The 22,442-nt window shown below is 73.5% G+C and carries 24 protein-coding genes; 3 read left to right on the forward strand and 21 right to left on the reverse strand.

Annotation, left to right across the window (positions count from 1 at the left end):
* Nucleotides 1-100 precede the first annotated feature (100 nt).
* The 3 genes from ccsB to ACFP3R_RS08650 are packed head-to-tail and all read right to left on the reverse strand — an operon-like array spanning nucleotide 101 to nucleotide 3,362.
* Nucleotides 101-1,039, reverse strand: a complete 939-nt coding sequence (gene ccsB, locus ACFP3R_RS08640; RefSeq protein ID WP_380634461.1) for a c-type cytochrome biogenesis protein CcsB — start codon at nucleotides 1,037-1,039, stop codon at nucleotides 101-103.
* A complete protein-coding gene (resB, locus tag ACFP3R_RS08645; RefSeq protein WP_380634654.1) occupies nucleotides 1,039-2,532 on the reverse strand; it encodes a cytochrome c biogenesis protein ResB in 1,494 nt (497 codons plus the stop codon). Before resB ends, ccsB begins: the two co-directional genes overlap by 1 nt.
* A 53-nt stretch (nucleotides 2,533-2,585) precedes the next feature.
* Nucleotides 2,586-3,362 (reverse strand): cytochrome c biogenesis CcdA family protein, encoded by a 777-nt coding sequence (locus ACFP3R_RS08650; protein WP_380634463.1) that lies wholly within the window; start codon nucleotides 3,360-3,362, stop codon nucleotides 2,586-2,588.
* A gap of 165 nt (nucleotides 3,363-3,527) precedes the next feature.
* Between ACFP3R_RS08650 and ACFP3R_RS08655 the strand changes: the two genes are divergently transcribed.
* Nucleotides 3,528-4,535 carry a M64 family metallopeptidase gene (locus ACFP3R_RS08655; RefSeq protein ID WP_380634465.1) on the forward strand — a complete coding sequence of 336 codons (1,008 nt, stop codon included), beginning with the start codon at nucleotides 3,528-3,530 and terminating at the stop codon, nucleotides 4,533-4,535.
* 54 nt (nucleotides 4,536-4,589) lie between these two features.
* Here ACFP3R_RS08655 and ACFP3R_RS08660 read toward each other — a convergent pair whose 3' ends face one another.
* The 18 genes from ACFP3R_RS08660 to ACFP3R_RS08745 form a co-directional block, all read right to left on the reverse strand.
* Entirely contained in the window at nucleotides 4,590-5,171 is a 582-nt protein-coding gene (locus tag ACFP3R_RS08660) for a TlpA disulfide reductase family protein (protein WP_380634467.1), read from the reverse strand.
* Nucleotides 5,168-5,824: a histidine phosphatase family protein gene (locus ACFP3R_RS08665; protein ID WP_380634468.1), complete on the reverse strand. Its 657-nt coding sequence runs from the start codon at nucleotides 5,822-5,824 to the stop codon at nucleotides 5,168-5,170. Before ACFP3R_RS08665 ends, ACFP3R_RS08660 begins: the two co-directional genes overlap by 4 nt.
* Complete coding sequence (gene hemL / locus ACFP3R_RS08670) at nucleotides 5,821-7,122, reverse strand: glutamate-1-semialdehyde 2,1-aminomutase (protein WP_380634470.1); 1,302 nt, start codon at nucleotides 7,120-7,122, stop codon at nucleotides 5,821-5,823. The genes ACFP3R_RS08665 and hemL overlap by 4 nt, the downstream gene beginning before the upstream one ends.
* Nucleotides 7,123-7,133: 11 nt before the next feature.
* Nucleotides 7,134-7,568: a hypothetical protein gene (locus ACFP3R_RS08675; protein WP_380634471.1), complete on the reverse strand. Its 435-nt coding sequence runs from the start codon at nucleotides 7,566-7,568 to the stop codon at nucleotides 7,134-7,136.
* A gap of 13 nt (nucleotides 7,569-7,581) precedes the next feature.
* On the reverse strand, nucleotides 7,582-8,022 hold the full coding sequence (locus tag ACFP3R_RS08680) for a DUF3093 family protein (RefSeq protein ID WP_380634473.1): 441 nt from the start codon (nucleotides 8,020-8,022) through the stop codon (nucleotides 7,582-7,584).
* Nucleotides 8,023-8,033: 11 nt separating this feature from the next.
* Nucleotides 8,034-8,609: a hypothetical protein gene (locus tag ACFP3R_RS08685; RefSeq protein WP_380634475.1), complete on the reverse strand. Its 576-nt coding sequence runs from the start codon at nucleotides 8,607-8,609 to the stop codon at nucleotides 8,034-8,036.
* A 31-nt stretch (nucleotides 8,610-8,640) separates the two neighbouring features.
* On the reverse strand, nucleotides 8,641-9,048 hold the full coding sequence (locus tag ACFP3R_RS08690) for a hypothetical protein (RefSeq protein WP_380634476.1): 408 nt from the start codon (nucleotides 9,046-9,048) through the stop codon (nucleotides 8,641-8,643).
* 2 nt (nucleotides 9,049-9,050) lie between these two features.
* Entirely contained in the window at nucleotides 9,051-9,686 is a 636-nt protein-coding gene (locus ACFP3R_RS08695; protein WP_380634477.1) for a hypothetical protein, read from the reverse strand.
* Between the two features lie 10 nt (nucleotides 9,687-9,696).
* Nucleotides 9,697-10,236, reverse strand: coding sequence for a hypothetical protein (locus tag ACFP3R_RS08700; protein WP_380634478.1), 540 nt, complete (start codon nucleotides 10,234-10,236; stop codon nucleotides 9,697-9,699).
* Nucleotides 10,237-10,247: 11 nt separating this feature from the next.
* Entirely contained in the window at nucleotides 10,248-11,231 is a 984-nt protein-coding gene (gene hemB / locus ACFP3R_RS08705; RefSeq protein ID WP_380634479.1) for a porphobilinogen synthase, read from the reverse strand.
* 379 nt (nucleotides 11,232-11,610) lie between these two features.
* A complete protein-coding gene (locus ACFP3R_RS08710) occupies nucleotides 11,611-13,143 on the reverse strand; it encodes a bifunctional uroporphyrinogen-III C-methyltransferase/uroporphyrinogen-III synthase (RefSeq protein WP_380634481.1) in 1,533 nt (510 codons plus the stop codon).
* Nucleotides 13,144-13,159: 16 nt separating this feature from the next.
* A complete protein-coding gene (gene hemC / locus ACFP3R_RS08715) occupies nucleotides 13,160-14,101 on the reverse strand; it encodes a hydroxymethylbilane synthase (RefSeq protein ID WP_380634483.1) in 942 nt (313 codons plus the stop codon).
* Nucleotides 14,098-15,420 (reverse strand): glutamyl-tRNA reductase, encoded by a 1,323-nt coding sequence (locus ACFP3R_RS08720; RefSeq protein ID WP_380634484.1) that lies wholly within the window; start codon nucleotides 15,418-15,420, stop codon nucleotides 14,098-14,100. The genes hemC and ACFP3R_RS08720 overlap by 4 nt, the downstream gene beginning before the upstream one ends.
* 34 nt (nucleotides 15,421-15,454) lie before the next feature.
* Nucleotides 15,455-16,189 (reverse strand): redox-sensing transcriptional repressor Rex, encoded by a 735-nt coding sequence (locus ACFP3R_RS08725; RefSeq protein ID WP_380634486.1) that lies wholly within the window; start codon nucleotides 16,187-16,189, stop codon nucleotides 15,455-15,457.
* 245 nt (nucleotides 16,190-16,434) lie between these two features.
* Nucleotides 16,435-17,097, reverse strand: coding sequence for a fasciclin domain-containing protein (locus ACFP3R_RS08730; RefSeq protein WP_380634487.1), 663 nt, complete (start codon nucleotides 17,095-17,097; stop codon nucleotides 16,435-16,437).
* Nucleotides 17,098-17,175: 78 nt separating this feature from the next.
* Nucleotides 17,176-18,663, reverse strand: coding sequence for a molybdopterin-dependent oxidoreductase (locus ACFP3R_RS08735; RefSeq protein ID WP_380634489.1), 1,488 nt, complete (start codon nucleotides 18,661-18,663; stop codon nucleotides 17,176-17,178).
* A 58-nt stretch (nucleotides 18,664-18,721) separates the two neighbouring features.
* A complete protein-coding gene (locus ACFP3R_RS08740; protein WP_380634491.1) occupies nucleotides 18,722-18,958 on the reverse strand; it encodes a glutaredoxin family protein in 237 nt (78 codons plus the stop codon).
* 4 nt (nucleotides 18,959-18,962) lie between these two features.
* Nucleotides 18,963-20,426: an AMP-binding protein gene (locus ACFP3R_RS08745; RefSeq protein WP_380634493.1), complete on the reverse strand. Its 1,464-nt coding sequence runs from the start codon at nucleotides 20,424-20,426 to the stop codon at nucleotides 18,963-18,965.
* 224 nt (nucleotides 20,427-20,650) lie between these two features.
* Between ACFP3R_RS08745 and ACFP3R_RS08750 the strand changes: the two genes are divergently transcribed.
* Both ACFP3R_RS08750 and ACFP3R_RS08755 read left to right on the forward strand, forming a co-directional pair.
* Nucleotides 20,651-21,250: a sigma-70 family RNA polymerase sigma factor gene (locus ACFP3R_RS08750; RefSeq protein ID WP_380634495.1), complete on the forward strand. Its 600-nt coding sequence runs from the start codon at nucleotides 20,651-20,653 to the stop codon at nucleotides 21,248-21,250.
* A gap of 93 nt (nucleotides 21,251-21,343) precedes the next feature.
* A complete protein-coding gene (locus tag ACFP3R_RS08755) occupies nucleotides 21,344-22,399 on the forward strand; it encodes a DUF5667 domain-containing protein (protein ID WP_380634497.1) in 1,056 nt (351 codons plus the stop codon).
* The last annotated feature ends 43 nt before the right edge of the window (nucleotides 22,400-22,442 follow it).

Below are 22,442 nucleotides of genomic sequence, written 5' to 3' on the forward strand. Positions count from 1 at the left end.
GACCTCCCCGACCCCACCCGTCCGACGGTAGCCGGGGACCGGCGGTTCCACGACACCGGGTGGGGGCCGGGAAAAGCCTTCCAGCAGGTGGTCTACGCGATCAGCCGACGCCGGCGTACGAGTGCAACCCAGTCGTTACGAGGTTGATGAAGAACAGGTTGAAGACGGTCAGCGCGAAGCCCAGCGAGTTGATCCACGCCGCCGGCCTGCCGCGCCAGCCCGCCGTGGCCCGCGCGTGCAGGTACGCCGCGTAGACGACCCACGACACGAACGCCACGGTCTCCTTGGGGTCCCAGCCCCAGAACCGGCCCCACGCCGCCTCGGCCCAGATGGCGCCGCAGATGATGCCGATGGTGAACAGCGGGAACGCGAACACGGTGCTGCGGTAGGCGAGCCGGTCGAGCACCTCGGCGTCGGGCAGCTTGACGAACCGCGCGCGGCCGGAGGACTTCAGCAGGTACAGCACGCTGGCCACGCCCGGGACCAGCAGCACCCCGCTGGACACCGAGATCACCGACACGTGCACCACGAGCCAGTACGACTGGAGCGGCGGCGGTACCGGCGACGCCTCGGCGTAGAGGACGGTGCCGCCGAGGAACATCAGGACGACCACCGGCACGAGCACGAACCCGCCGAGCCGGCGCACCGGGAACATCCGCGCCAGCACCAGCCACGTCACCACGCCCGCGAGCGTGAGCAGCGACATGTACTCGTACATGTTGCTCCACGGCACGCGCCCGGTGGCGAAGCCGCGCAGCACCAGCGAACCGGCCTGGAGCAGCACGCCCAGCACGTTCAGCGCCAGCCCCATGCGGCCCAGGCGCTCGGCGCGGGACTTCTCCGGCCTGGTCACGCGGCCCGGCGCCCAGGTGCCGTCGGCCCGCGTGCCGCCGGCCGCGACCAGCGACCCGGCCCTGACCTTCGCGGGCCGGGCGAACGCGGCCTCGCACAGGTACAGGACAGCGGCGAGGAAGTAGACCAGCACCGCCGCGCCGTAGGTCCAGTCGCTGTAGGTCGACAGGGTCTGGTTGACCGGCATCAGCTGCCCTCCTTGTGTGCGAGCAGGTCGCGGGACAGCCCGCCGAACTCCTCGCCGTACCCGGCCTGGTCGGTCCGCGCGAGTCCGCCGACCTCAATCAAAGTACGCCCGTCCCCGAGCGGCGTCGCCCGCACCCAGACCCGGCGCCGCTTGATGCTCAGCGACACGCCCAGACCCAGGATGACCAGCACGGAGAACACCAGCACCCAGTTCTGCGCGGGGTCGTGCGAGACCTGGAGGGACACCCAGTCGCGCACACCCTCGAAGCGGACGGTGGTGCCGTCGTCGAGGGTGAGCTGCTCGCCCTGGCCCAGGTTCTGCCGGGCGACCCGCTTGAGCTTGCCGTCCTCGATCATCTTCTGGTCGAGGGAGAAGATGGACTGGCCGCGGCCGGAGTCGGTGCCCAGGTCGCCGCGGTAGACGTCGATGGCGACCGCCGGGTCGTTCGCCGCGGGGAACGCCGAGTCCAGCAGCTCGCCCCGGTACGCGGCGGTGGGCGCGAGCAGGCCGGTGATGGCGAGCTGGCTGCGGCGGCGTTCCTCGGCGTCGGGCACGTCCGGCGGGTCGAACTTGGTCGCGCCCTCCGAGGCCAGCGTGACCGGGTCGACCGGCCGCCACTGGATCGCGCCGGTGCGGGTCTGCCCGTTGGGGAAGGTGACCGTGAACACCGGCGTGTAGCCGTGGCCGAGCAGGTAGACGCGGTCGCCGGCGGTGCGCAGCGGGCTGTTCACGCGCAGCGGGTAGGGCCGCCACGTGCCGCTGTCCAGGTCCGCGCCGGACTGGTACCCGATGTCGGCCAGGAAGCTCTCGGCCTGGCCGTTGTGCAGGTAGGAGGCGGAGAAGTCGTCCACCTTCACGCAGAACGGGGTGAGGCCGGAGCCGTCCACGCGCAGGCCGGGCCGGAACGTGTCGTAGTTGTAGACGCCGGAGTTGCAGAACTGGCCGCCGTCGGCCTGCACGATGACCTGGCCCTCGTAGCCGAACATCTTGCCCAGCGCGAACGCCACCAGCAGGCCGAGCAGGGCGAAGTGGAAGACCAGGTTGCCGGTCTCGCGCAGGTAGCCGCGCTCGGCGCTCACGGTCCGGGTGCCGTCGGCCTCCTCGCCGGTGACGCGGCGCCAGCCCCTGAGGCGGCGCTCGGCGTTCGCGACGACGTCGTCGGGGGTGGTCCCGACCTCGGCGCTCGCGTGGTGCGGCATCCGGGCCAGGTTGCGCGGGGTCAGCACGGGCCTGGCCCGCATCTGCTTGAAGTACTCCCAGGTGCGCGGCAGCAGGCAGCCGACCAGGGAGACGAACAGCAGCACGTAGATCGCGGAGAACCAGTAGCTGGCGTAGACGTCGTAGAACTGGAGGTCGTCGAGGAAGCGGCCCCACCAGCCGTTCCCGGCGATGTACTCGTCGACCTTCCGGGCGTTGAGCGAGCGCTGCGGCAGCAGGGCGCCCGGCATCGCGCCGAGGGCGAGCAGGAACAGCAGGGTCAACGCGGTGCGCATGGCCGTGAGGCCGCGCCACGTGTTGCGCAGGAAGGCGAGGGCGGTGTTCGGCACTAGAGCGGCAGTTCCAGGTCGTTGACCACGTTGTCGCGCAGCCAACCGACGAAATCGCCCCACAGGCCGGTGACCAGGGCGACGCCGACCGCGATCAGCAGCACGCCGCCGAACACCTGCACCTGGCGCACGTGGCCGCGCAGCCAGCCGGTCACCCGCACCGCCCAGCGCGCGCCGAGCGCGATCAGCACGAACGGCAGGCCCAGGCCCAGGCAGTAGGCCAGCACCAGCACCGCGCCGCGGGCCGTGGCCGAGCCGACCTCGGTGCCGCGGGCCAGCGCGAGCACGCCCGCGAGGGTCGGGCCGAGGCACGGGGTCCAGCCCAGCGCGAAGACGCCGCCCAGCAGCGGCGCGCCGACCAGGCCGGCGCTGGGCGCGCGGCGCAGGCGGACGTCCTTCTGGAGGGCCGGCACCAGGCCGATGAACACCAGGCCCATGGCGATGGTGACGACGCCGCCGATGCGCTGGAGCAGGTCGGTCTCGAACCAGAACAGGTCGGTCAGGCCGAGGACCACGAACGAGGTCAGGGCGAACACGACGGTGAACCCGAGGACGAACAGCAGCGCCGCGCCCGCCACCCGCCAGCGACCGGTCTTGCGGGCCTCGCCGTCGCCGACCGCGGGCGCCTCCGCGCCGACCAGGCCGGCGAGGTAGGCGAGGTAGCCGGGGACGAGCGGGACCACGCACGGGGAGGCGAAGGAGATGGCCCCGGCCAGCACCGCCACGCCGGTCGCGAGCAGGATCGGACCCGAGGTGGCCAGATCTGTCGGGTTCACGCCGTCCAGGGTAGGTAGCCCCTGGGCAGGTCCGCGCACCGGACTCCCCTAGGAGCGACCCGGCTCACAGTTGCCCGCCCGTCGAGACAGCTTCCCCGATCGAAGAAAACTCAAACCCAACCATCAACCCTTGTGGGTGAACAACCAACTTCATAACGTGACGACATGCGCGTACACCGGCTGACCCTGCCGCTGCTGGCCGTCGCCCTCGCCGTCGTCGCCGCCCCCCTGCCCGGTGGCGCCGCGGAGTCCGGCCCGCCCGTCGGGACCGGGCTGGAGCGGATGGAGGTCTTCTCCCCCGACGGCACCATCACGCGGACCGACGTGCCGCGGGCCTTCGAGGCCGCGGCCTCGCCCGACGAGCTGGAGGCCGACGTGGTCGCCATCCAGCAGACCGGCGCCCCGGACCAGCGGTTCGACCTGGTGTTCGTGGGCGACGGCTACACCGCGGCCGAGGTCGGGACCTTCCACTCGCACGTGGTGGGCAAGTGGGCGGAGCTGTCCGCCGTGGAGCCCTTCGCCTCCTACAAGCAGTACTTCAACGTCTGGCAGGTCAACGTCACCTCGCCCCAGTCCGGTGTGGACCACGACCCCACCCTGGGCGTCGCGCGCGACACCGCGCTGGACATGGGCTTCTGGTGCCAGGGCCGGGACCCCCAGACCGAGCGCCTGCTGTGCGTGAACCAGACCAAGGCCACGCAGTTCGCGGCGTTGGCGCCCGGGTCGGACCAGGTCATCGCGCTGGGCAACACCGCCAAGTACGGCGGCGCGGGCGGCGGCGTCGCCACCGCGGCGGGCGCGAACGACCAGGCCGGGCAGATCGCCGTGCACGAGTTGGGGCACTCCGTCGGCGGGCTGGCCGACGAGTACGACTACCCCTACGACCGGTATTCCGGCTCCGAGCCCGCCGAGGTCAACGTGACCGCGGACCCCACCGGCGCGAAGTGGGCCGAGCACCTCGGGCAGTCCTCGCCGGACGGTGGCGTGGTCGGGGCGTTCGAGGGCGCCAGGTACCACAGGTTCGGCCTGTACCGGCCCACCGACAACTCGATCATGCGCACGCTGGGCCGCGAGTTCAACCTGATCGGGCGGGACGCGATGGTCGAGGCGTTCCGCGCCAGGGTGCCGGAGCTCCGGACCGCCGGGGGGCCGGAGCTCCGCACCGGGCCGTGAGGCCGGGGAGTACCGGAAGACCCGGGAAGACCGGACCGCGGCGGCGGGGTCCTCTCAGGACTCCGCCGCCAACCGGTCCACGACGGGCATCAGGTCGCTCGCGATCACGCCGCCCAGGAACGCCGCCGCCACCCGGTGCCGCCGATCCAGCACGAACGTCGACGGCACCGTGTTCGGGTGCAGCCCGCGGAAGGCGAGCATCGCCCGCCCGGACTCGTCGTAGATCGACGGGTAGGTCAGCCCCCGGTTGCGCATGAAGTCGCGCGGCAGCTCGGTGGAGGTCTCCTTGACGTCCACCCCCAGCACCCGCACGCCCAGCGCGCCCTTCTCGTCCTGGACCTGCTGGAGCTCGGGCGCCTCCGTGCGGCACGGCGGGCACCACGCGCCCCAGATGTTGACCACCACGACCTGGCCCGCGAAGTCCTTCGCCAGCGAGATCGTCCGACCGTCCTCCATCAGGCTCGGGCCGGTGAGGTCGCCCAGCGCCTTGCGCTCGTCGCCCTCGTAGCGGAGCTTGGTCTCGCCGTTCGGCGCGACCAGCTGGAACTCGCCGCCCGCCACGACCGCGTCGTCACCCGTCGAGCACGCCGTGGTGACCAGGAGGAGCGCGGACAGGAACGCCGCCACCCGCCTCACGCGCCGGTCACCCGCGGGTTCGTGGCGCCGACCGGCTCGGAGTAGACCAGGCGCACCAGCTGCTCCCCCTCGAACACCAGGCTCGTCAGGGACGCCAGCGAGCACTCGCGCCGCCGCGGGTCGTGCCACATCCGGCGGCCCTCCAGGAACCGCCGCAGCGTCCAGATCGGCAGCTGGTGCGACACGCACACCGCCTCGTGGCCCTCCGCCACCGCCCGCGCCCGCTGCACCGCGCCCAGCATCCGGTGCGCGATCCCCAGGTAGGGCTCGCCCCAGGACGGCCGGAACGGGTTGACGAGCTTCGGCCAGTGCTGCGGCGAGCGCAGCGCGCCGTCGCCGACCGACACCCGCAGGCCCTCGAACTGGTTGTCCGCCTCGATCAGCCGCTCGTCGGTGCCCAGCTCCAGCCGGTGCGAGTCGGCGATGGGCGCGGCGGTCTGCTGGGCCCGGTCCAGCGGCGAGGCCACCACGTGCGCGATGTCGTGGTCGGCCAGGTGCTCGGCCACGGTCAGCGCCTGCCGCCGACCGCGCTCGGACAGCCGGAAGCCGGGGATGCGGCCGTAGAGGATGCCGGTCGGGTTGTGCACCTCGCCGTGGCGCAGCAGGTGGACGACGGTCCGGTCCCCGCCCCCGGTGGGCGCGTGGTCCCTCACTTCGCCGCCCCCGCCGTGACCTGCGCCGCGGCGCGCGCGGCAGCCGGCAGGGCGTCCGCGATGACCTCGAAGTCCCGCTCGGTCATGGCCGCGTTGACGAACCACGCCTCGAACGCGCTCGGCGGCGGGTAGACGCCGCGCTCCAGCAGGGCGTGGAAGAACGGCGGGAAGCGCCACGTCTCGGCGGCCTGCGCGCCCGCGTAATCGGTCACCTCGTCCTCGGTGAAGAACACGCTGACCAGGTTGCCCGCGAACTGCACCCGGTGCGCCACGCCCGCCTCGGTGAGCGCGGCGGTGAACAGCGAGCCCAGGCGCGAGGCGTTGGCGTCGAGGGTGCGGTAGACGTCGTCGGTCGCGGCGCGCAGCGTGGCCAGGCCCGCGGCCACCGCGACCGGGTTCCCGGACAGCGTGCCCGCCTGGTAGACCGGGCCGGACGGGGCCAGCCTGGACATCACGTCGGCGCGGCCGCCGAACGCGGCGGCGGGCAGGCCGCCGGACATGACCTTGCCGAAGGTGTAGAGGTCGCCCTCGACCCGCTCCAGGCCGTACCAGCCGGCGCGGGACACGCGGAAGCCGGTCATGACCTCGTCCATGACCAGCAGCGCGCCGTCGGCGCGGCAGAGGTCGCGCAGCTCGGCGTTGTGCCTCGGGGCGATCGCGCCCATGTTGCCCGCGGCGGCCTCGGTGATCACGCAGGCGATCTCGCCCGGGTGGTCCGCGAAGACGCGGCGCACGGCCTCCGGGTCGTCGTAGGGCAGCACGATCGTGTCGGCCGCCTGCGCGCCGGTCACGCCCGGCGAGGTGGGCAGGCCGAGGGTGGCGACGCCGGAGCCCGCCTGGGCGAGCAGCGCGTCCACGTGGCCGTGGTAGCAGCCCGCGAACTTGACCACCTTCCGGCGGCCGGTGAAGCCGCGGGCGAGGCGGATCGCGCTCATCGTGGCCTCGGTGCCGGAGTTGACCAGGCGGACCCGCTCCACCGGCGCGACCCGGTCGATGATCTCCTCGGCCAGCTCGATCTCGCCCTCGGTGGGCGTGCCGAACGACAGACCGCCGGTGGCGGCCTCGCGGACGGCCTCGACCACCCGGGGGTCGGCGTGGCCGAGGATCATCGGGCCCCAGGAGGAGACGAGGTCGACGTACCGGTTGCCGTCGGCGTCCCACAGGTGCGGGCCCTCGCCGCGGACCATGAACCGCGGCGTGCCGCCGACCGAGTGGAACGCCCGGACCGGGGAGTTCACGCCGCCGGGGATGACCGCCGTCGCGCGCTCGAACAGGGCCTGGGATCGGGTCGCTGTCACGGGGTCCAGTTTCACACGTCGTTGTTTGTGACCTGCTGCACGCCGGGTTTTGCCACCTGGTGGGGGTGGGCGGGCGCGGGGTGCGCGGGCGAGAAGTCCTCGTCCGGGTACTCGTGGTCGTGGTCGTACTCGTGGTCGTGCTCGGGTCGGCGGGAGCGGGTGGCCAGCACCGCCTGGCGGACCGCGTCGAGCACCAGCACGCCGGCCGCGGTGGACAGGGCGACCGCGAGGCCGATCCAGTTGCCGCGGTAGCGGGTGGCCCCCAGCGGCTCGTGGTCGGGGACCGGGTAGCTGTGGTGCTCCACACCGCGTTGCCAGCACCACACCGCCGCCAGGACCAGCAGCACGCCGAGCAGCACCTCGCCGGCGGCGATGAACGCCCGCTTGGGCTGGTGCAGCCTCGGGGACTGGGGCACGGTCTGGCTCTCCGCGGTGGCCGCTGTCACGCCGGTCAGCTTCTCACGTGCCGCTCGTCGGCAGCAGCCTGGCCACGGCGGCGCGCAGGGCGTCCGCGTCCCGGGCCCAGGCCGTGACGACCGTGCCGTCGGCCAGCCGGACCGGGACCGGTCCCGTGCCGCGCGGCAGGGTCCAGCCGCCGCCGAGGACCCTGGCGCCCGCGCGCCGCTCCACGCCCTCCACCTCGGCGATGTCCCGCACGGGCAGCTCCTCGCGGCCCTGGTGCAGCGCCGCCGGCGTGAGGCGCACCTCGTAGACGCGCCGCCTGCCCCGCACCCAGACGAGGGTCGGCAGGACCAGCGCCAGCGCCACGACCACCCACAGGAGGGGGCGGACGGCGCCGGTCAGCGCCTCCACCGCGAAGCCGAGCAGGGCGAACACCGGGCCCCACAGCAGGGGCCACCAGGACGCGCCGGGCTCGGCGTACAGGGTCGGCTGCTCCACTGTCCCCGCCCTCAGCCCAGGTTGCCGGCGAAGTAGTGCCGGGTGCCCGGCAGGAAGCTGAACACGGCCGCGGCGGCGGGCAGCGCCAGGCGCAGCGCGCTCACCACCCAGGGAACTGGTTCGGCGTCGCCGCGGGCGGCCACGACCGCGGCGGCCAGCGCCAGCACGCCCAGGACCAGCGCGCCGCCGCACAGGCCGAGGCGTGCGTGGTAGCTGCCGCGCAGGAGGGCGACCGCGCCCCACAGGCCGGCCAGGGCCACGCAGGTGGTGAGGAACAGGGTCATGACCGGGCCGAAACCGGCGAGCGAGCCGGGGCCCGCGAGGGCCTGGGCGATCGTGCCGAGGGGCCAGGACAGGGCGGCGAGCAGCCACAGCGCGAACGCCACGGCGACCGGGGCCGGGCGGAGGACCGCGGTGGAGGACTGGTCCACCTCCCGCATCCGGCCCGGGAAGCCGAACGGGTGGGGCGGCTGGTGGGGTGGTTGTTGGTAGGGCTGCTGGTGGGGCTGCTGCGGGTAGGGCTGCTGCCGCGGGTGGTTCACCGGGCGCAGGGGCGTGCCGTAGGGGTCGAACGGCGGCTCGGTCATGTCGTCACCGTCCTCGGTCGGGGTCGGCCCGCTAGTGCCGCCTCACCCACTGTGCCGTACCGGGCATCCAGGTGAGGGCCGATCCCGCGGCGATCAGCAGGAGCACGACCAGGTTCGCCGCGTCCCCGCTCGCCCCCGGCAGCACGATCCACAGCACGTGCAGCACGGCCACTGCGGTGAGCACGCCCCGCGCCCACCGCTTGCCCGCCTTCAGCAGCCACCCGAACAGCCCGTAGCCGATCGCGAGGAGCGCGCTGACCAGCGCGAGTTGCAGCAGGATCTCGTTCACCCGTGCCGGTGGGTCGCCGGCCCGCTCGGCGGCCGCCAGCAGGTCGTCGCGCCGGAACCACAGCACGGCGTGCTCGAACAGCACGAAGGCGGCCAGCGCCAACCACACGCCGACCGCCCCGCGCACGACGGCGGGCGGTTGCTCGCGCACCGTCACCCGAGTCGCTTGGCCGCCTCGAAGTACTCCTTCGAGGCGGGGGTGTAGAGCAGGAAGACGGCGGCCACCAGCGGCACCACCACCAGCAGGCTGAGCAGGGTGAAGCCGAACATGCTCAGCAGGAGCGCGACGATGCCCGTCACGTTCAGCCAGGTCCGCGCCCACGGCCGGCCGGCGCGCGCCTTGACCGCGAAGAACACCAGCAGGCCGGCCACGACCACGGCGGCGACGGTGAAGAACACCTGGAACGCGACCAGGCCGGTGCGCAGCTGCTCGTCGGTCAGGCCCTGGCTGCCGCCGTTCTGCTTGGCGATGTCGACCACGGCCTGGGGGTTGGCCAGCATGATCAGCAGGGCCGCGACCGCGAGGACCGTGATCAGGGCGGCGGTGGCGAGCCACAGCCAGAACGAGATCCGGACCTGCTTCGGCGCGGTCCGCGGGGCCGCACCCGGGACGTCGCGCTCCGGGGTCGGGTAGCCGCCGCCGGCCGGGTAGCCGGTGCTCGGGTAACCGGCGGGCTGGTACCCCGTGGACTGGTACCCGGCTGGCTGCTCGGACTGCGGCGGGGGAGGCGCCGGGGTGGCGTACGGCTCCTGCTGCGGCCGGTGCTCCGGGTCCTGTGGCGTGGTCACGGGTGGAACGCTAAGGGTGACCAGGGGCCCTGTCCACCGTGACGGGCCGCGACCGGAAGTACCCGGCGGCGGCGGGCTGGAACGCCAGCACCACGGCCACCGCGTCGATCGCCATGGTGATCACGTTGAACACCAGGTCCAAGGGGCTCACCACCAGCCCGTACGCGGTCGCGAAACCGGTGCCGACGGTGATCAACCGCACCACGCCGAGGAACGCGCCGGCGACCGCCAGCACGGTCAGCACGACGCGCGCCCAGTTGCGGCCGGCGGCCATGCGGTTCGCCAGCCTCGTGCAGATCAGCACCAGGCCGACCGCGAGCAGCAGGCTGAAGAAGGTGCCGCCGGTCGCGGCGACGTCCAGCTCGTCCTGGCCCAGCTCCGGCTGCCGCGCGCGCAGCTCGCCGATCAGCATCCCCCGGTCGGACACCTGCACCAGGAACCTGGCCATGCCGACGACGGCGCTGAGGATGAACAGCCACCGGGCCAGGTCCACCGGCTTGGGCGGGGTGGGGCGAGGCGCCTTGGGCCTCCGCTGTCGCCGTTCCGGCACCGGGGTCCTCATCACCGGTCGCGGGCGCCGAGCCAGCCCGCGGCTTCGACGGCCCAGTAGGTCAGCACGACGGCCGCGCCGGCGCGGCGGATCGAGGTCAGCGTCTCCAGCACGGTGCGCTCCCGGTCGATCCACCCGTTGCGGGCGGCGGCCTCGACCATCGCGTACTCACCGGAGATCTGGTACGCGGCGACCGGGACCGTGGCGAGCGCGGCGACGTCCTTGATCACGTCCAGGTAGGGCAGGGCGGGCTTGACCATGACCATGTCCGCGCCCTCGGCCAGGTCGAGGGTCGCCTCGCGGAGCGCCTCGCGGGCGTTCGCCGGGTCCTGCTGGTAGGTCTTGCGGTCGCCCGAGAGCTGCGACTCCACCGCGTCCCGGAACGGGCCGTAGAGGGCGGAGGCGTACTTGGCGCTGTAGGCGAGGATGCCGGTGTCGGTGAAGCCGGCCTCGTCCAGGGCGGTGCGGATGAAGCCGATCTGGCCGTCCATCATGCCGCTGGGTCCGACCACGTGCGCGCCCGCGCGGGCCTGGGCCACGGCCATCTCGCCGTAGACCTCCAGGGTGGCGTCGTTGTCCACGGCGCCGTCGGGGGTGAGCACGCCGCAGTGGCCGTGGTCGGTGAACTCGTCCAGGCAGCAGTCGGACATCAGGACCGTGCTGTCGCCCAGTTCGGCGCGCAGGTCGGCGAGGGCGGCGTTGAGGATGCCGTCGGGGTCGGTGGCGCCGGAGCCCACCGCGTCGCGCTCGGCGGGGACGCCGAACAGCATGATGCCGCCGACCCCGGCCTGCACCGCCTCCACCGCCGCCTTGCGGAGCGACTCGCGGGTGTGCTGGTGGACGCCCGGCATGCTCTTGATCTCGGCCGGCTGCCGCGCGCCCTCCTTGACGAACATCGGGAGGACCAGCTGGCGCGGTTCGACGGTCGTCTCGCTGACCAGGCGGCGCATGGCCGGCGTGGTGCGCAGGCGGCGGGGGCGGTGGGCTGGGAACACGGCGGGTACTCCCTGTCGGTCTGGCCGGTGTGCTCGTTGTCCTCGGTTGGCCGGAGGTCGATCCCGGCTCGATGTGGCACGGGGCCCTCACGGGTACCGGAGGCAGGCCGCGACCGGCAGGCCCAGCGGGGAAGAGCGCCCCGCCGAGCCTGCCGGCTCCGACCAGCCCGTGGCACCCGAACCCATGTCACATCGGGCCTCGTCGGCTGCCTCCCGTCCCGTCGTGGTCCCTGCTCGTCCTCGCGAGTCGTACGTCCAGGTCGGGCGAGTCGTACGTCCAGACCCGGCGAGTTGAGTGTTCAGGTGCGCGAGTCGAACGTTCACGACCACCGTGTCGAACACTCGGGACGGGTGAGTTCCGCGTTCAGGACGGGTTTCCTCAGGAGCGACGGAGGCGCTTGGTCTTGCGCGGGGGCGGCAGGGCGCCTTCCGCGCGCAGGCGGGCGGCGTGCTGGGCCAGGGCGTCCACCAGGGCCGGGACGTTGGCGTCCTCCGGCTGGACGTCCACCCTGAGGCCGAACTCGCGGGCCGTTTCGGCGGTCTGGGGGCCGATGCAGGCCACCAGGGTCCGCGCGTGCGGCTTGCCGGCTATGCCGACCAGGTTCCGGACGGTCGAGGACGAGGTGAAGCACACCGCGTCGAAACCGCCGGACTTGATCATCTCGCGGGTGTCGGCGGGCGGCGGGGCCGCCCGGACGGTGCGGTAGGCCGTGACGTCGTCGATCTCCCAGCCCCGATCGCGCAGGCCCGCCGCCAGGGTCTCGGTGGCGATGTCGGCGCGCGGGAGGAGCACCCGGTCGACCGGGTCGAGGATGTCGTCGTACGGCGGGAAGTCGGCCAGGAGACCTTCCGAGGACTGCTCGCCGGACGGGACCAGTTCCGGGATGATGCCGAAGCTCCGGACCTTGGCCGCCGTCGACTCGCCGACGCAGGCGATCTTGACGCCGGAGAAGGCGCGGGCGTCCAGGCCGAACTCGCGGAACTTCTCCCAGACCGCGCGCACGGCGTTGGTCGAGGTGAAGACGACCCACTGGTAGCGGCCGTCCACGAGGCCCTTGACCGAGCGCTCCATCTGGGCCGGGCTGCGCGGGGGCTCCACCGAGATCGTGGGTACCTCGACCGGGATCGCGCCGTGGGAGTGGAGGCGGTCGCTCATCGCGCCCGCCTGCTCCTTGGTGCGCGGGACGAGGACGCGCCAGCCGTACAGGGCGCGGGACTCCCACCAGGACAGCCTGGTCCGGTTGGCGACGGCCGCGCCGACCGTGACGACCAGCGGGCCGCCCAGGTCGCCCGCGTCCTGCGCCAGGCCGGCCAGGGTGGTGTCCACCGTGCGCTGGCTGAAGCCGGTGCCGTCGGCGGTCACCGAGACCGGGGTCTGCGGTGCCAGGCCGTGCTCCACCAGGGACGACGCCGCCTCGGCCAGGTGGCTCCCGGTGGCGTGCAGGACCAGGGTGCCGGGCGCGGAGGCCAGGCCCGCCCAGTCGGTGACGCCCCGGACGTCGGCCTCGGTGTGCACGGCGCCGAGGGCCACGCCCGCGTAGGCGGGCACGGCCGTGCCGGCGGGGACGCCGGGGACGACGTCGAACGCGATCGTGGTCTTGGAGACGGCCTGGGCCTCCTTGACCACGGAGTCCAGGGTGAGCGGGTCGCCCGCCACCAGGCGGACCACGGCCGCGCCGTTCTTGGCCTCGGTGACCAGGTCCTTCGCCACGTCGGCGGGGTCGCCCACGGCCGGGCGGACCTCGACGCCGTCCGGTACCAGCGCCACCACCTCGGTCGGTACGTCCGGGTCCGTCACCACCAGCTCGGCCTTGGCGAGCAGGTCACGGGCACGGACCGTGAGCAGCCCGGTGTCGCCGGGGCCTGAGCCCACGAAGGCGACTCGGCCGGGGGTCTTTCGTGCGCGGGTCATCTGAGGGCACTCCCCATCAACTACGCCTCGCCGGCGACGCGGTGGCGTGGCCGGAGAGGTCGAGCAACTCGGCGGCCAGCGCGCGGCCGAGTTCCTCTGCTGCGGTCAAGTCACCGGTGGCGGACGCACGGAGGAGGTCACCGTCCTCCGTCGCCATGACCCCGCGCAGGGACAGGCGGAGCACCACGGTCCCCTCGTCGCTGAGGTCTTCCACCACATCGGCCAGTGCGCCGACCGGCGCGCTGCAACCCGCTTCGAGCGCGGCCAGGAGGGCGCGCTCGGAGGCCACAGCGGCCCTGCTGGCCGAATCGTCCAGGGTGGACTGGAGCAGGTGCTCGGCGTCGACGTCGTCGACCCGGCACTCCACCGCCAGGGCGCCCTGCGCGGGCGCCGGGAGCATCTGGATCGGCTCCAGGGTCTCCGTGATCTCGGCGGTGCGGCCCAGGCGCGCGAGTCCCGCGCGGGCGAGCACGACGCCGTCCAGCTCACCGTCGGTCACCTTGCGGATGCGGGTGTCGACGTTGCCGCGCAGCGGCACCACCTCGATGCCCAGGCCGAGCGCGTCGAGCTGGGCGGCACGCCGGGGCGAGCCGGTGCCGACCCGCGCGCCCTGCGGCAGTTCGCCGAGGGTGAGGTTGTCGCGGGCGACGAGGGCGTCGCGCGGGTCCTCGCGGGGTGGCACGGCGGCCAGCGACAAGCGCGGGTCGCGGGCCGTGGGCAGGTCCTTGTACGAGTGCACGGCCACGTCGATCTCGCCGTTCGCGAGGGCGTCGCGGAGGGCTGAGGTGAAGACGCCGATGCCGATCTCGGCGATGGGCGCGTGCGACCGGTCGCCGGGTGTGGAGATGGTGACGATCTCCACGTTCGCGCCCGCCGCGCGCAGCTGATCGGCCACGTGGCCGGTCTGCGCGAGGGCGAGGGCGCTGCCGCGGGTGCCGATCCTGAGGGTGCGGTTCACCGCTTTTCACCTTCGGGTTGGGTCTTGTGGGGTGTGCTGACGGCGGACGGCGCCTGCGGGTCGAGCCCGAAAAGCTCGCGCAGCGCCTCGGCGTAACCGGCTCCCCCGGGCGCCGCGGCCAGCTCCTTCACCCGCACGGTGGGGGTGTGCAGGAGCTTGTCCACGACCCGGCGCACGGTCTTGGCCAGCTCGTCGCGCACCGCGCCGTCGAGTTCGGGCAGTCGCTGGTCCAGGCGCAGCAGTTCGGCGTCGACGACCTCGGCGGCGCGTTTGCGCAGGGCCGTCACGGTGGGCGTGACCCCGGCCGAGCGCTGTCCGGCCAGGTAGGCGCGGACCTCCTCGGCCACGATCTCCGCCGCGCGCCGGGTGTCCTGGCCCGTGGGGGCGTCGGACAGCCGGCGCTGGAGGGTCTCCAGGTCGACCACGCGCACGTTGTCCAGCAGCGCGGCGGCGGGGTCGACGTCCTTGGGCAGGCCGAGGTCGCAGACGACCAGCGGCCGGTCCGGGGCGCGGTCGCCGATGTGCTCGGCGCCGACGACCGTGTCGACGGAGCCGGTGCAGGCGAACAGCACGTCGGCGGTGGCGATCTCGTCGGTCAGGGCCCGCAGGTCGGTGTGGCGGGCGCGCACGCCCTCCTCGGTGAGGGCGGTGGCCAGGCGCTCGCCGTTGGCGGCGGTGCGGTTGGCGACCACGACCTCGCCGATGCCGGCGCGGCGCAGGTGGGCGGCCGCCAGGCCACCCATGGACCCGGCGCCGACGACGACCGCCTTGCGGCCGGTCAGCCCGTCGAGGGCCCGACCGGCGTCGGTGAGGGCCTCGGACACGACGGACGCGCCGGCGTGGTCGATGCCGGTGTCGGTGTGGATGCGCTTGCCGACCCGCAGGGCCTGCTGGACCAGTTCGTGCAGGGTGCGGCCGACGACGCCGGCCGCGTCGGCGGCGTTGTAGGCGGCGCGGAGCTGCCCGAGGATCTGTGCCTCGCCGACGACCATCGAGTCCAGGCCGCCCGCCACGGAGAACAGGTGCTCGACGGCGGCGGCCGAGTAGTGCACGTACAGGTGTTCGAACAGCTCGGCCGGCTCGGCGCCCGCCTGGCGGGCCAGCACCTCGACGACCTCGTTCATGCCGCCGTGGAAGGTCTCGACGAGCGCGTAGACCTCGACCCGGTTGCACGTCGACAGCAGCACCGCCTCGGACACGCTGGGCGAGGTCAGCAGCTGGTCGAGCACCTTGTCGCGGTCGGCGTCGGCCACCGCGACGCGCTCCAGGACGGGCACGGGGGTGGTCCGGTGGGACAGCCCGACGACGAGCACGCTCATGCCGCCTCCACCGTTCGGCCGGCTACCCGCACGATCACGGGCGAATCACCACCCCGTCCACTCCGACTCCGTTGACCACGTCACCGGCGGCCTGGTCAGCCCGCCGCGCGACGTGGAACGACAGGATCTGCATCTCGACCGCCAGGTCGACCTTGCGCACCTCGACGTAGTCCGGCACTTGGAGCACGACGGGTGCGAAGTTCAGGATGCACTGGACTCCGGCGGATACCAAACGGTCGCAGACGGCCTGAGCTGCCTGAGGGGGTGTGGCGATGACCCCTATCGACACCTCCCGCTCGGCGCAGACGGAGGTGATGTCGTCGATGTGGTGGACCGGTATGCCGCCTACCGGCACACCCGTCAGGTCGGGGTCGATGTCGAACAGCGCGGCCACCGGGAAGCCCCGGCTGGGGAAGCCGCCGTAGTTCGCGAGCGCGTGACCAAGATTACCGATGCCGACGACCGCGACCGAGTGCTTCCGGGTCAGCCCGAGGATTCGCTCGATGTGGCTCACGAGCACCTCGACGTCGTAGCCGACGCCCCTGGTGCCGTACGAGCCGACGTAGGAGAGGTCCTTGCGGAGCTTCGCCGAGTTGACGCCCGCCGCGCCCGCCAGCTCCTCGCTGGAGATGGTCGTCACGCCCTGCTCGGCCATCCCGGACAGCACCCGGAGGTACACCGCGAGGCGCGCCACCGCCGCCTCGGGGATCGCCCGCGCCCGCTCCCGGACGTCCGCGGAAGTGTCGGCGGGGATCTTCGGAGTGGTCACGACCCCGTCACCCTCGCCCCGCCGATCCGCCACGCTGGTACTCCTCGAGATCCGCCGCACCGACCCGCCGGGCACCCTCACCAGCGGGGTGATACGACCACCGTACCGCTTGTGAACGCTTGCACAAAGTTGGCGGACCGGCGCCCGTCACCGGTGGGAGGGCGGCGCGCACGCAGGTGGGCCGCATTCCCCACGTGGCGTGAGGGAATGCGGCCCACCAACGGGTGAACTTGCGAAGCCGCAGGTCAGGCGGCCGGCGGGGTGAGCACCTTGCCGATCACGAACACCGTGGCGTTGGCGGTCGGGATGTTGCCGCACAGCACCGGGGCGCCGTTCACGGTCATGGTGTCGCCGGAGCCCGCGATGGTCAGCTCCTGGCCGGTCAGGGCCTTGACGGTGCCGGCCTCCTCCAGGCCCTCGGCGTCGTAGCGCTGCCCGACGACGTGGAACTGGAGGATCTTGCCCAGGGTCGCCGGGTCGTTCGCCAGCTCCTGGAACTTCGCGTCGCCCAGCTCGGCGAAGGCCGGGTCGGCGGGCGCGAAGACGGTGATGGCCTTCTGCGAGTTGAGCGTGTCACCCAGGTTGGCCGCCGTGACGGCCGCCACCAGCTTGGTGAGCAGCGGGTTGTTGGACGCGGCGGTGGCCACCGGGTCGTCGACCATGCCCTGGAGGGAGCCCTCGTTCGAGGGGTCGGACGGGACGCTCGCGCAGCCGGGGCCGAACACGTCGGTCGTCCCGGTCACGCCGTCGCTCTCGGCCATCGGCATCGAGGAGGCGGTCGCCGCCGCGCTGGTCGTGGTGGTGGTGGACGCGGGGGCCGCCGCGTCGTCGCCACCGCCACCGCAGGCGGCCACCGACAGGGCGGCGGCGGTGACGGCGCCGACGAGGACGAGCTTGGGGTTCCGCACAGCGGATCACTCCTCAGTTTCACCGGATTCGGTATTCACTGAGGCATTCGATCCTCAGCGCCGTTCGGTTCGACCGGATCACTCGACCGTGAAAAAAATCGAGTGCCACCCGGTCGCGCCGTCCGGCACGGGGGCCACCCGCTCCGACGGCTGGGTGAACCCGGACCGGTCCGTGGCGCGCACCTCGACGGTGTGGCCGCCGGGCGCGAGGTCCAGCTCGGCCCGCCACATGCGCCAGGTCGAGCCGTTGACCTCGGTGGCCAGCTGGGCGGCCCGCCACGGCCCGCCGTCCGCGCGCACCTCGACCTTCGCCACGCCGGTCGGCTGCGCCCACGCCACGCCGGTCACCACGGGCCGGCCGGACACCGTGGCCAGGCCCTTGGGGCTGTCGATGCGGGACATGACCTTGATCGGCCCCCGCTCGCCCCACCCGCGCTCCAACCAGTAGGCGCGCTTGGCCGCGAACGTGGTCAGCTCCAGGTCGGTGACCCACTTCGTGGCCGAGACGTACCCGTACAGGCCGGGCACGACCAGCCGGGCCGGGAAGCCGTGCTCCAGCGGCAGCGGCTCGCCGTTCATGGCCAGCGCGATCAGCGCGCCCCGGTCGGCGTCCAGGACCACGTCCACCGGCGTGCCCGCGGTCCAGCCGTCGACGCTGGTGGAGAGCAGCTGGTCGGCCTCCGGCCGCACGCCCGCCTCCCGCAGCACGTCCCGCAGCGGCACGCCCACGAAGTTCGCGGTCGAGGTGTAGGGCCCGCCGACCTCGTTGGACACGCAGGTCATCGTGATGGTGCGCTCGACCAGGTCCCGGCGGCTCAGGTCGGTGTAGCGGAGGTTCAGCTCGCGGTCGACCAGGCCGTGCACGCGCAGCACCCAGTCCTCGGCCCGCACCCGCGGCACGCTCAGCGCCACGTCGACCCGGTAGAAGTCGCGGTTCGGCGTGATGAAGGACGGCGTGCCCTCGGCGGCGAAGTCGGCGCCGGCCGGCAGCGGCGGGGCCGGCCGCGCGGGGGTGAGGTCGCCCACGGCCCGCCGCGACGCCTCCACGTCCACCCGGTTGCCCAGCAACTGCCCGCCGAGCCCGGCCAGCACCGCCGCGCCCGAGACCACCAGGAACTCGCGGCGACCCCCGACCGACGCCTCCGACGACGCGCGGGCGTGCAGCCAACGGAACACCGCGACCCCGGCGACCAGGCTCGCGACCGGCGCGAGGACGCCCAGCAGCCCCAGGTCCGGCCGGTACAGCACGGCGGCCACGCCGAGCAGCCCGAGGACGACCGCCAGCACCGTCCCGGGCGTGGCCGAGCGGCGGGACAGCAGCCCGGCGACCACCGCCGCGACCGCCAGCACGGCGGCCATGCCGATCAGCAGGACGAGCTTGTCGTAGGTGCCGAACGTCCGGACCGCGAAGTCCTTCAGCCAGGACGGCGTGAAGTCGATCGCGGTGTTGCCGACGGCGAGGAACGGCGAGGCGGTCGGCCCGACCAGCGCCGCGACGAGGTGCCCGGCGGCCAGTGCGGCGGCCACGCCGAGGAGTCCGGTGAGAGCGGCGGTCCAGCGGGTCATACGGGGGATTCGACACCCGCCGCACTCCGGTTCACCGAAACCGCAAGGCTTCGGCAATTCAGGCGAGGGCGGCCCGCAGCCGGTCCTCCTCGACCTCCCAGTACCCGTGCTCCCGCCCGTCCACCAGGAACACGGGCACCCGGTCGCCGTACTCGGCGCGCAGCTCGCGGTCGGCGTCGACGTCCTGCTCGTCCCAGGGCACGCCGAGCTCCCCGCAGATCCGCTCGATCTCGTCCCTGGCCCGCTCGCAGGCGTGGCAGTCGACCCGGCTGACCAACGTGACGTGGTGGCTCACGCCGTCAGGTTAGAGGCAGCCTCAGCCGCGCCCGCGCCAGCTTCCCGGTCGGCGAGTGCGGCAGCGCGTCGGCGAACTCCACCGCGGTCGGCACCTTGAACTTGGCCAGCCGCCGGGCGCAGTGCTCCTTCACCGCGTCCTCGGTCAGCCCGCTGCCCGCGTCCCGCACCAGCACGACCTTCACCGACTCGCCGGTCCGCTCGTCCGGCACGCCGACCGCCGCCGACTCGGCCACCCCGGGCAGCTCGTTGACCACCTGCTCGACCTCGTGCGGGTAGACGTTGAACCCGTTGACGATGATCAGGTCGCCCGCCCGGTCCACCAGGTGCAGGTCGCCGTCGGCGTCCAGGTAGCCCACGTCGCCGGTGCGGAACCAGCCCTCCGCGTCGGGACCGTGCGCGCCGTCCGGCCAGTACCCGCCGAACAGGTTGGCGCCCCGCGCCGACACCAGCCCGGTGCCCGGCTCGTCGTCCTCGTCGAGCGGCCGGCCGTCGGAGTCGACCAGCCGCACCTCCACGCCCGGCAGCGCCCGCCCGACCGACCCGGCCTTCGGCTCGCCGGCCAGCGTCGTGGTCAGCACGGGCCCGGTCTCGGTCAGCCCGTAGCCCTCGAACACCGGCAGCCCCACGACCCGCCGCACCCCGTCCAGCACGCCGGGCGCCAGCGGCGCGGCGCCGGAGGTGAACAGCCGCACGGTCGCCAGGTCCTCGCGCAGCCGCTCGACCGGCAGGGTCAGGATCGCCTGGTACATCGGCGGCACGCCGACCAGCGTGGTCACCCGGTGCTCGCGGATCGCGGTCAGCGCCTGGTCCGGGTCGAACCGCTCCAGCAGCACGGCCGTCGCGCCCGCGCCCGCGACCTGGAGCAGCCCCGGCCCGAGCCCGTAGACGTGGAACAGCGGCAGCGCCAGCAGCACCCGGTCGCCGGCGGTCACCGGCGCGGGCCGCAGGGACGCGCACTGCTCGACGTTGGCCAGCAGCGCCCGGTGCGACAGCATCGCGCCGCGCGGCGTGCCGGAGGTCCCCGACGTGTAGCCGAGCACGGCCAGGTCCTCGGCCGACCCGATGGCGGTGAACTCCTCGCCCGGCTCGAACCCCGGTTCCGGCAGCGCCTCGACGTCGACCTCGCCGGCGTCGCCGACCAGCAGCCGCGCCCCGCTGTCCTCGATCAGCCGCCGCAGCTCGCGGGCCGGCTGGCCGGGCCCGGCGGGCACCACGACCCCGCCCGCGCGCAGCGCGCCGAACACCGCCACGCAGAAGCCCGGACCGGTCGGCAGCCGCACGGCCACCCGGTCGCCCGGCGTGACGCCCGCCCGGACCAACCGGTGCGCCTCGGCGTCCACGGCGGCGTCGAACTCGGCCCACGTCCAACTGCCCGAGGTGGTGACATCCACCAGTGCGACGTGCTTGGGTCCTCGGTGCGCGGAGGCGCGAACCAGGTCGGCGACGTTGCGAGCGGATGCGGTCAACTCGACCTCCTGGGGACCACGGCGTACCTCAGCGCAGTCTGTCACGCGCGGGCGGCGTCGCGAAGCGCCTCCACCCGCGTCGCGGACGGGGGACCGGCCACCGTTACCTACTACGGAGTAACAAGACGTATGCTGCCTCGACGGCGACCCCGCGGAGGTGTCGCGAACCGATGACCGCGAGGGCACGCGAGAACCCCGTCCGAAACATCCGCGCGCTTCGTCCGATGTGGAGCACGGAAGGGCGGTCAAGCACGATCGTGAGCGTGGAGAGCGAACCGGCGGACGAGCCGTGGAACCTGGTCCGTGCCGCGCAGGGCGGCGACACGGACGCGTTCGGCGCGCTCTACGACCGGTACGTCGACGTCGTGTACCGGTACGTGCTGTTCCGCGTGGGCGACCGGACGCTGGCCGAGGACGTGACCAGCGAGACGTTCCTGCGCGCCCTGCGCAGCATCCGGTCGATCAGCTACCAGGGCCGCGACGTCGGCGCGTGGTTCGTCACCATCGCCCGCAACATCGTCTTCGACCACGTGAAGTCCAGCCGCTACCGGCTGGAGGTCACCACCGCCGAACTGACCGACAACCGCGAGGTCACGGACGGTCCGGAACAGGAGGTCCTGACCGGTGCGGCCAACGCGGAGCTGCTGCGCTGCGTAGCCCAGCTGGGGAACGACCAGCGGGAATGCATCACACTGCGTTTCATCCAGGGCTTGTCCGTGGCCGAGACGGCCGCGAGGATGGGCCGGAACGAGGGCGCGATCAAAGCCCTCCAGCACCGGGCGGTGCGCCGGTTGGCCCAACTGCTGCCGAACTGGTTGCGGTGACCGCCGGCGCGTAACCCCGGGAGCGCCCGGTTCGTTACTCGGGACAGGATCGCTCGAAAACGGTGCGGGATGGTGGGCAGAGGGATCACGCCGTTGTGGCGTCACAGGCAGCGCGAGCAGTTCGCCCGCGCCGTCGAAGCGCACCCCGAACCGGGCGACGAGGCGTTCGCCGACGAGCTGGCGGTCGTCGCGCTGCTACGTGAAGCCGCAGTCACTTCGGGCCCGGACGAGGCCACCCGGGCCCGGATGCGCGAGCGCGTCCTCGGCACCGCCCCGCCGGCCCCGACCAAGGTCGAGCCCCACCGCACCGGCGCGCGCGGCCGATTAGCGGTCGCGCTGGCCGCCGCGCTGTGCCTGGTGTTCTCGCTGGCCGGCATGAGCCTCCTGCTCAGCCGCGACGCGCTGCCGGGCGACGCGCTGTACGGCGTGAAGCGCACCGCCGAGTCGGCCTCCCTGGGCCTGACCTTCGGCGAGGACTCCAAGGGCCACAAGCTCCTGGAGTTCGCCTCCGCGCGCCTGACCGAGGTGGAGACCCTGGTCGACCGGTACGCGGGCGGCGGCCCCCTGGGCGGCTACCTGACGGCGCTGACCGACTTCGACACCGACGCCGCGGCGGGTTCCCGCGCGCTGACCGCGTTCGGGTCGGCCGCGGACCACCGCGCCCTGGCGGACCTGCGCGACTGGGCGACGTCGCAGACCGCACGCCTGGAGCAGCTGCGCCCCACCCTGCCGGAAGACGCCGTCACCCTCTCGAACACCTCCCTGGACCTCCTGGCCCGCATCGCCGACCGGGCCACCGCGCTCCAGTCCAGGACCACGTGCACCTCCACCACGTCCGGCGAGACCGACCAGCTCGGCCCGCTGCCCGCGCGGGACGACTGCGCCCCCACCCGGCAGGAACCCACCCCGACCGGCCCGACCCCCTCGCTCCTCTCCCCCACCCCCGCCGTCCCCACCCCCCTGCCGCCCGGCAACGCCCCCGCCACCACCACCGACAACATCCCCCCGCCGCCGACGCCGACGACCTCCGTCAACGCCCCGCCGGCCCCACAACCGACGTCCCCGACCACCACGACCCGGGGCGTCCCCGTGCTGCCCCTGCCCACGTTGCCGCTGCCGTCGCTGCCGCTGCCCGGCCTCGGCGGCTGATCGCTACCCTGTCCCCATCGGACCCCGGGAGGCGCTGACGTGG

This window comes from Saccharothrix lopnurensis (genome assembly GCF_042658445.1).
Lineage (GTDB): Bacteria > Actinomycetota > Actinomycetes > Mycobacteriales > Pseudonocardiaceae > Actinosynnema > Actinosynnema lopnurensis.

What these genes read in the sequence shown, in the direction of transcription:
- ACFP3R_RS08685 (WP_380634475.1), bottom strand. Translation starts at nt 8,609, where the DNA reads ATGACCGAGCCGCCGTTCGACCCCTACGGCACGCCCCTGCGCCCGGTG.
- ACFP3R_RS08710 (WP_380634481.1), bottom strand. Translation starts at nt 13,143, where the DNA reads ATGACCCGCGCACGAAAGACCCCCGGCCGAGTCGCCTTCGTGGGCTCA.
- ACFP3R_RS08720 (WP_380634484.1), bottom strand. Translation starts at nt 15,420, where the DNA reads ATGAGCGTGCTCGTCGTCGGGCTGTCCCACCGGACCACCCCCGTGCCC.
- ACFP3R_RS08655 (WP_380634465.1), top strand. Translation starts at nt 3,528, where the DNA reads ATGCGCGTACACCGGCTGACCCTGCCGCTGCTGGCCGTCGCCCTCGCC.
- ccsB (WP_380634461.1), bottom strand. Translation starts at nt 1,039, where the DNA reads ATGCCGGTCAACCAGACCCTGTCGACCTACAGCGACTGGACCTACGGC.
- ACFP3R_RS08750 (WP_380634495.1), top strand. Translation starts at nt 20,651, where the DNA reads ATGTGGAGCACGGAAGGGCGGTCAAGCACGATCGTGAGCGTGGAGAGC.
- ACFP3R_RS08735 (WP_380634489.1), bottom strand. Translation starts at nt 18,663, where the DNA reads ATGACCCGCTGGACCGCCGCTCTCACCGGACTCCTCGGCGTGGCCGCC.
- resB (WP_380634654.1), bottom strand. Translation starts at nt 2,532, where the DNA reads ATGCGCACCGCGTTGACCCTGCTGTTCCTGCTCGCCCTCGGCGCGATG.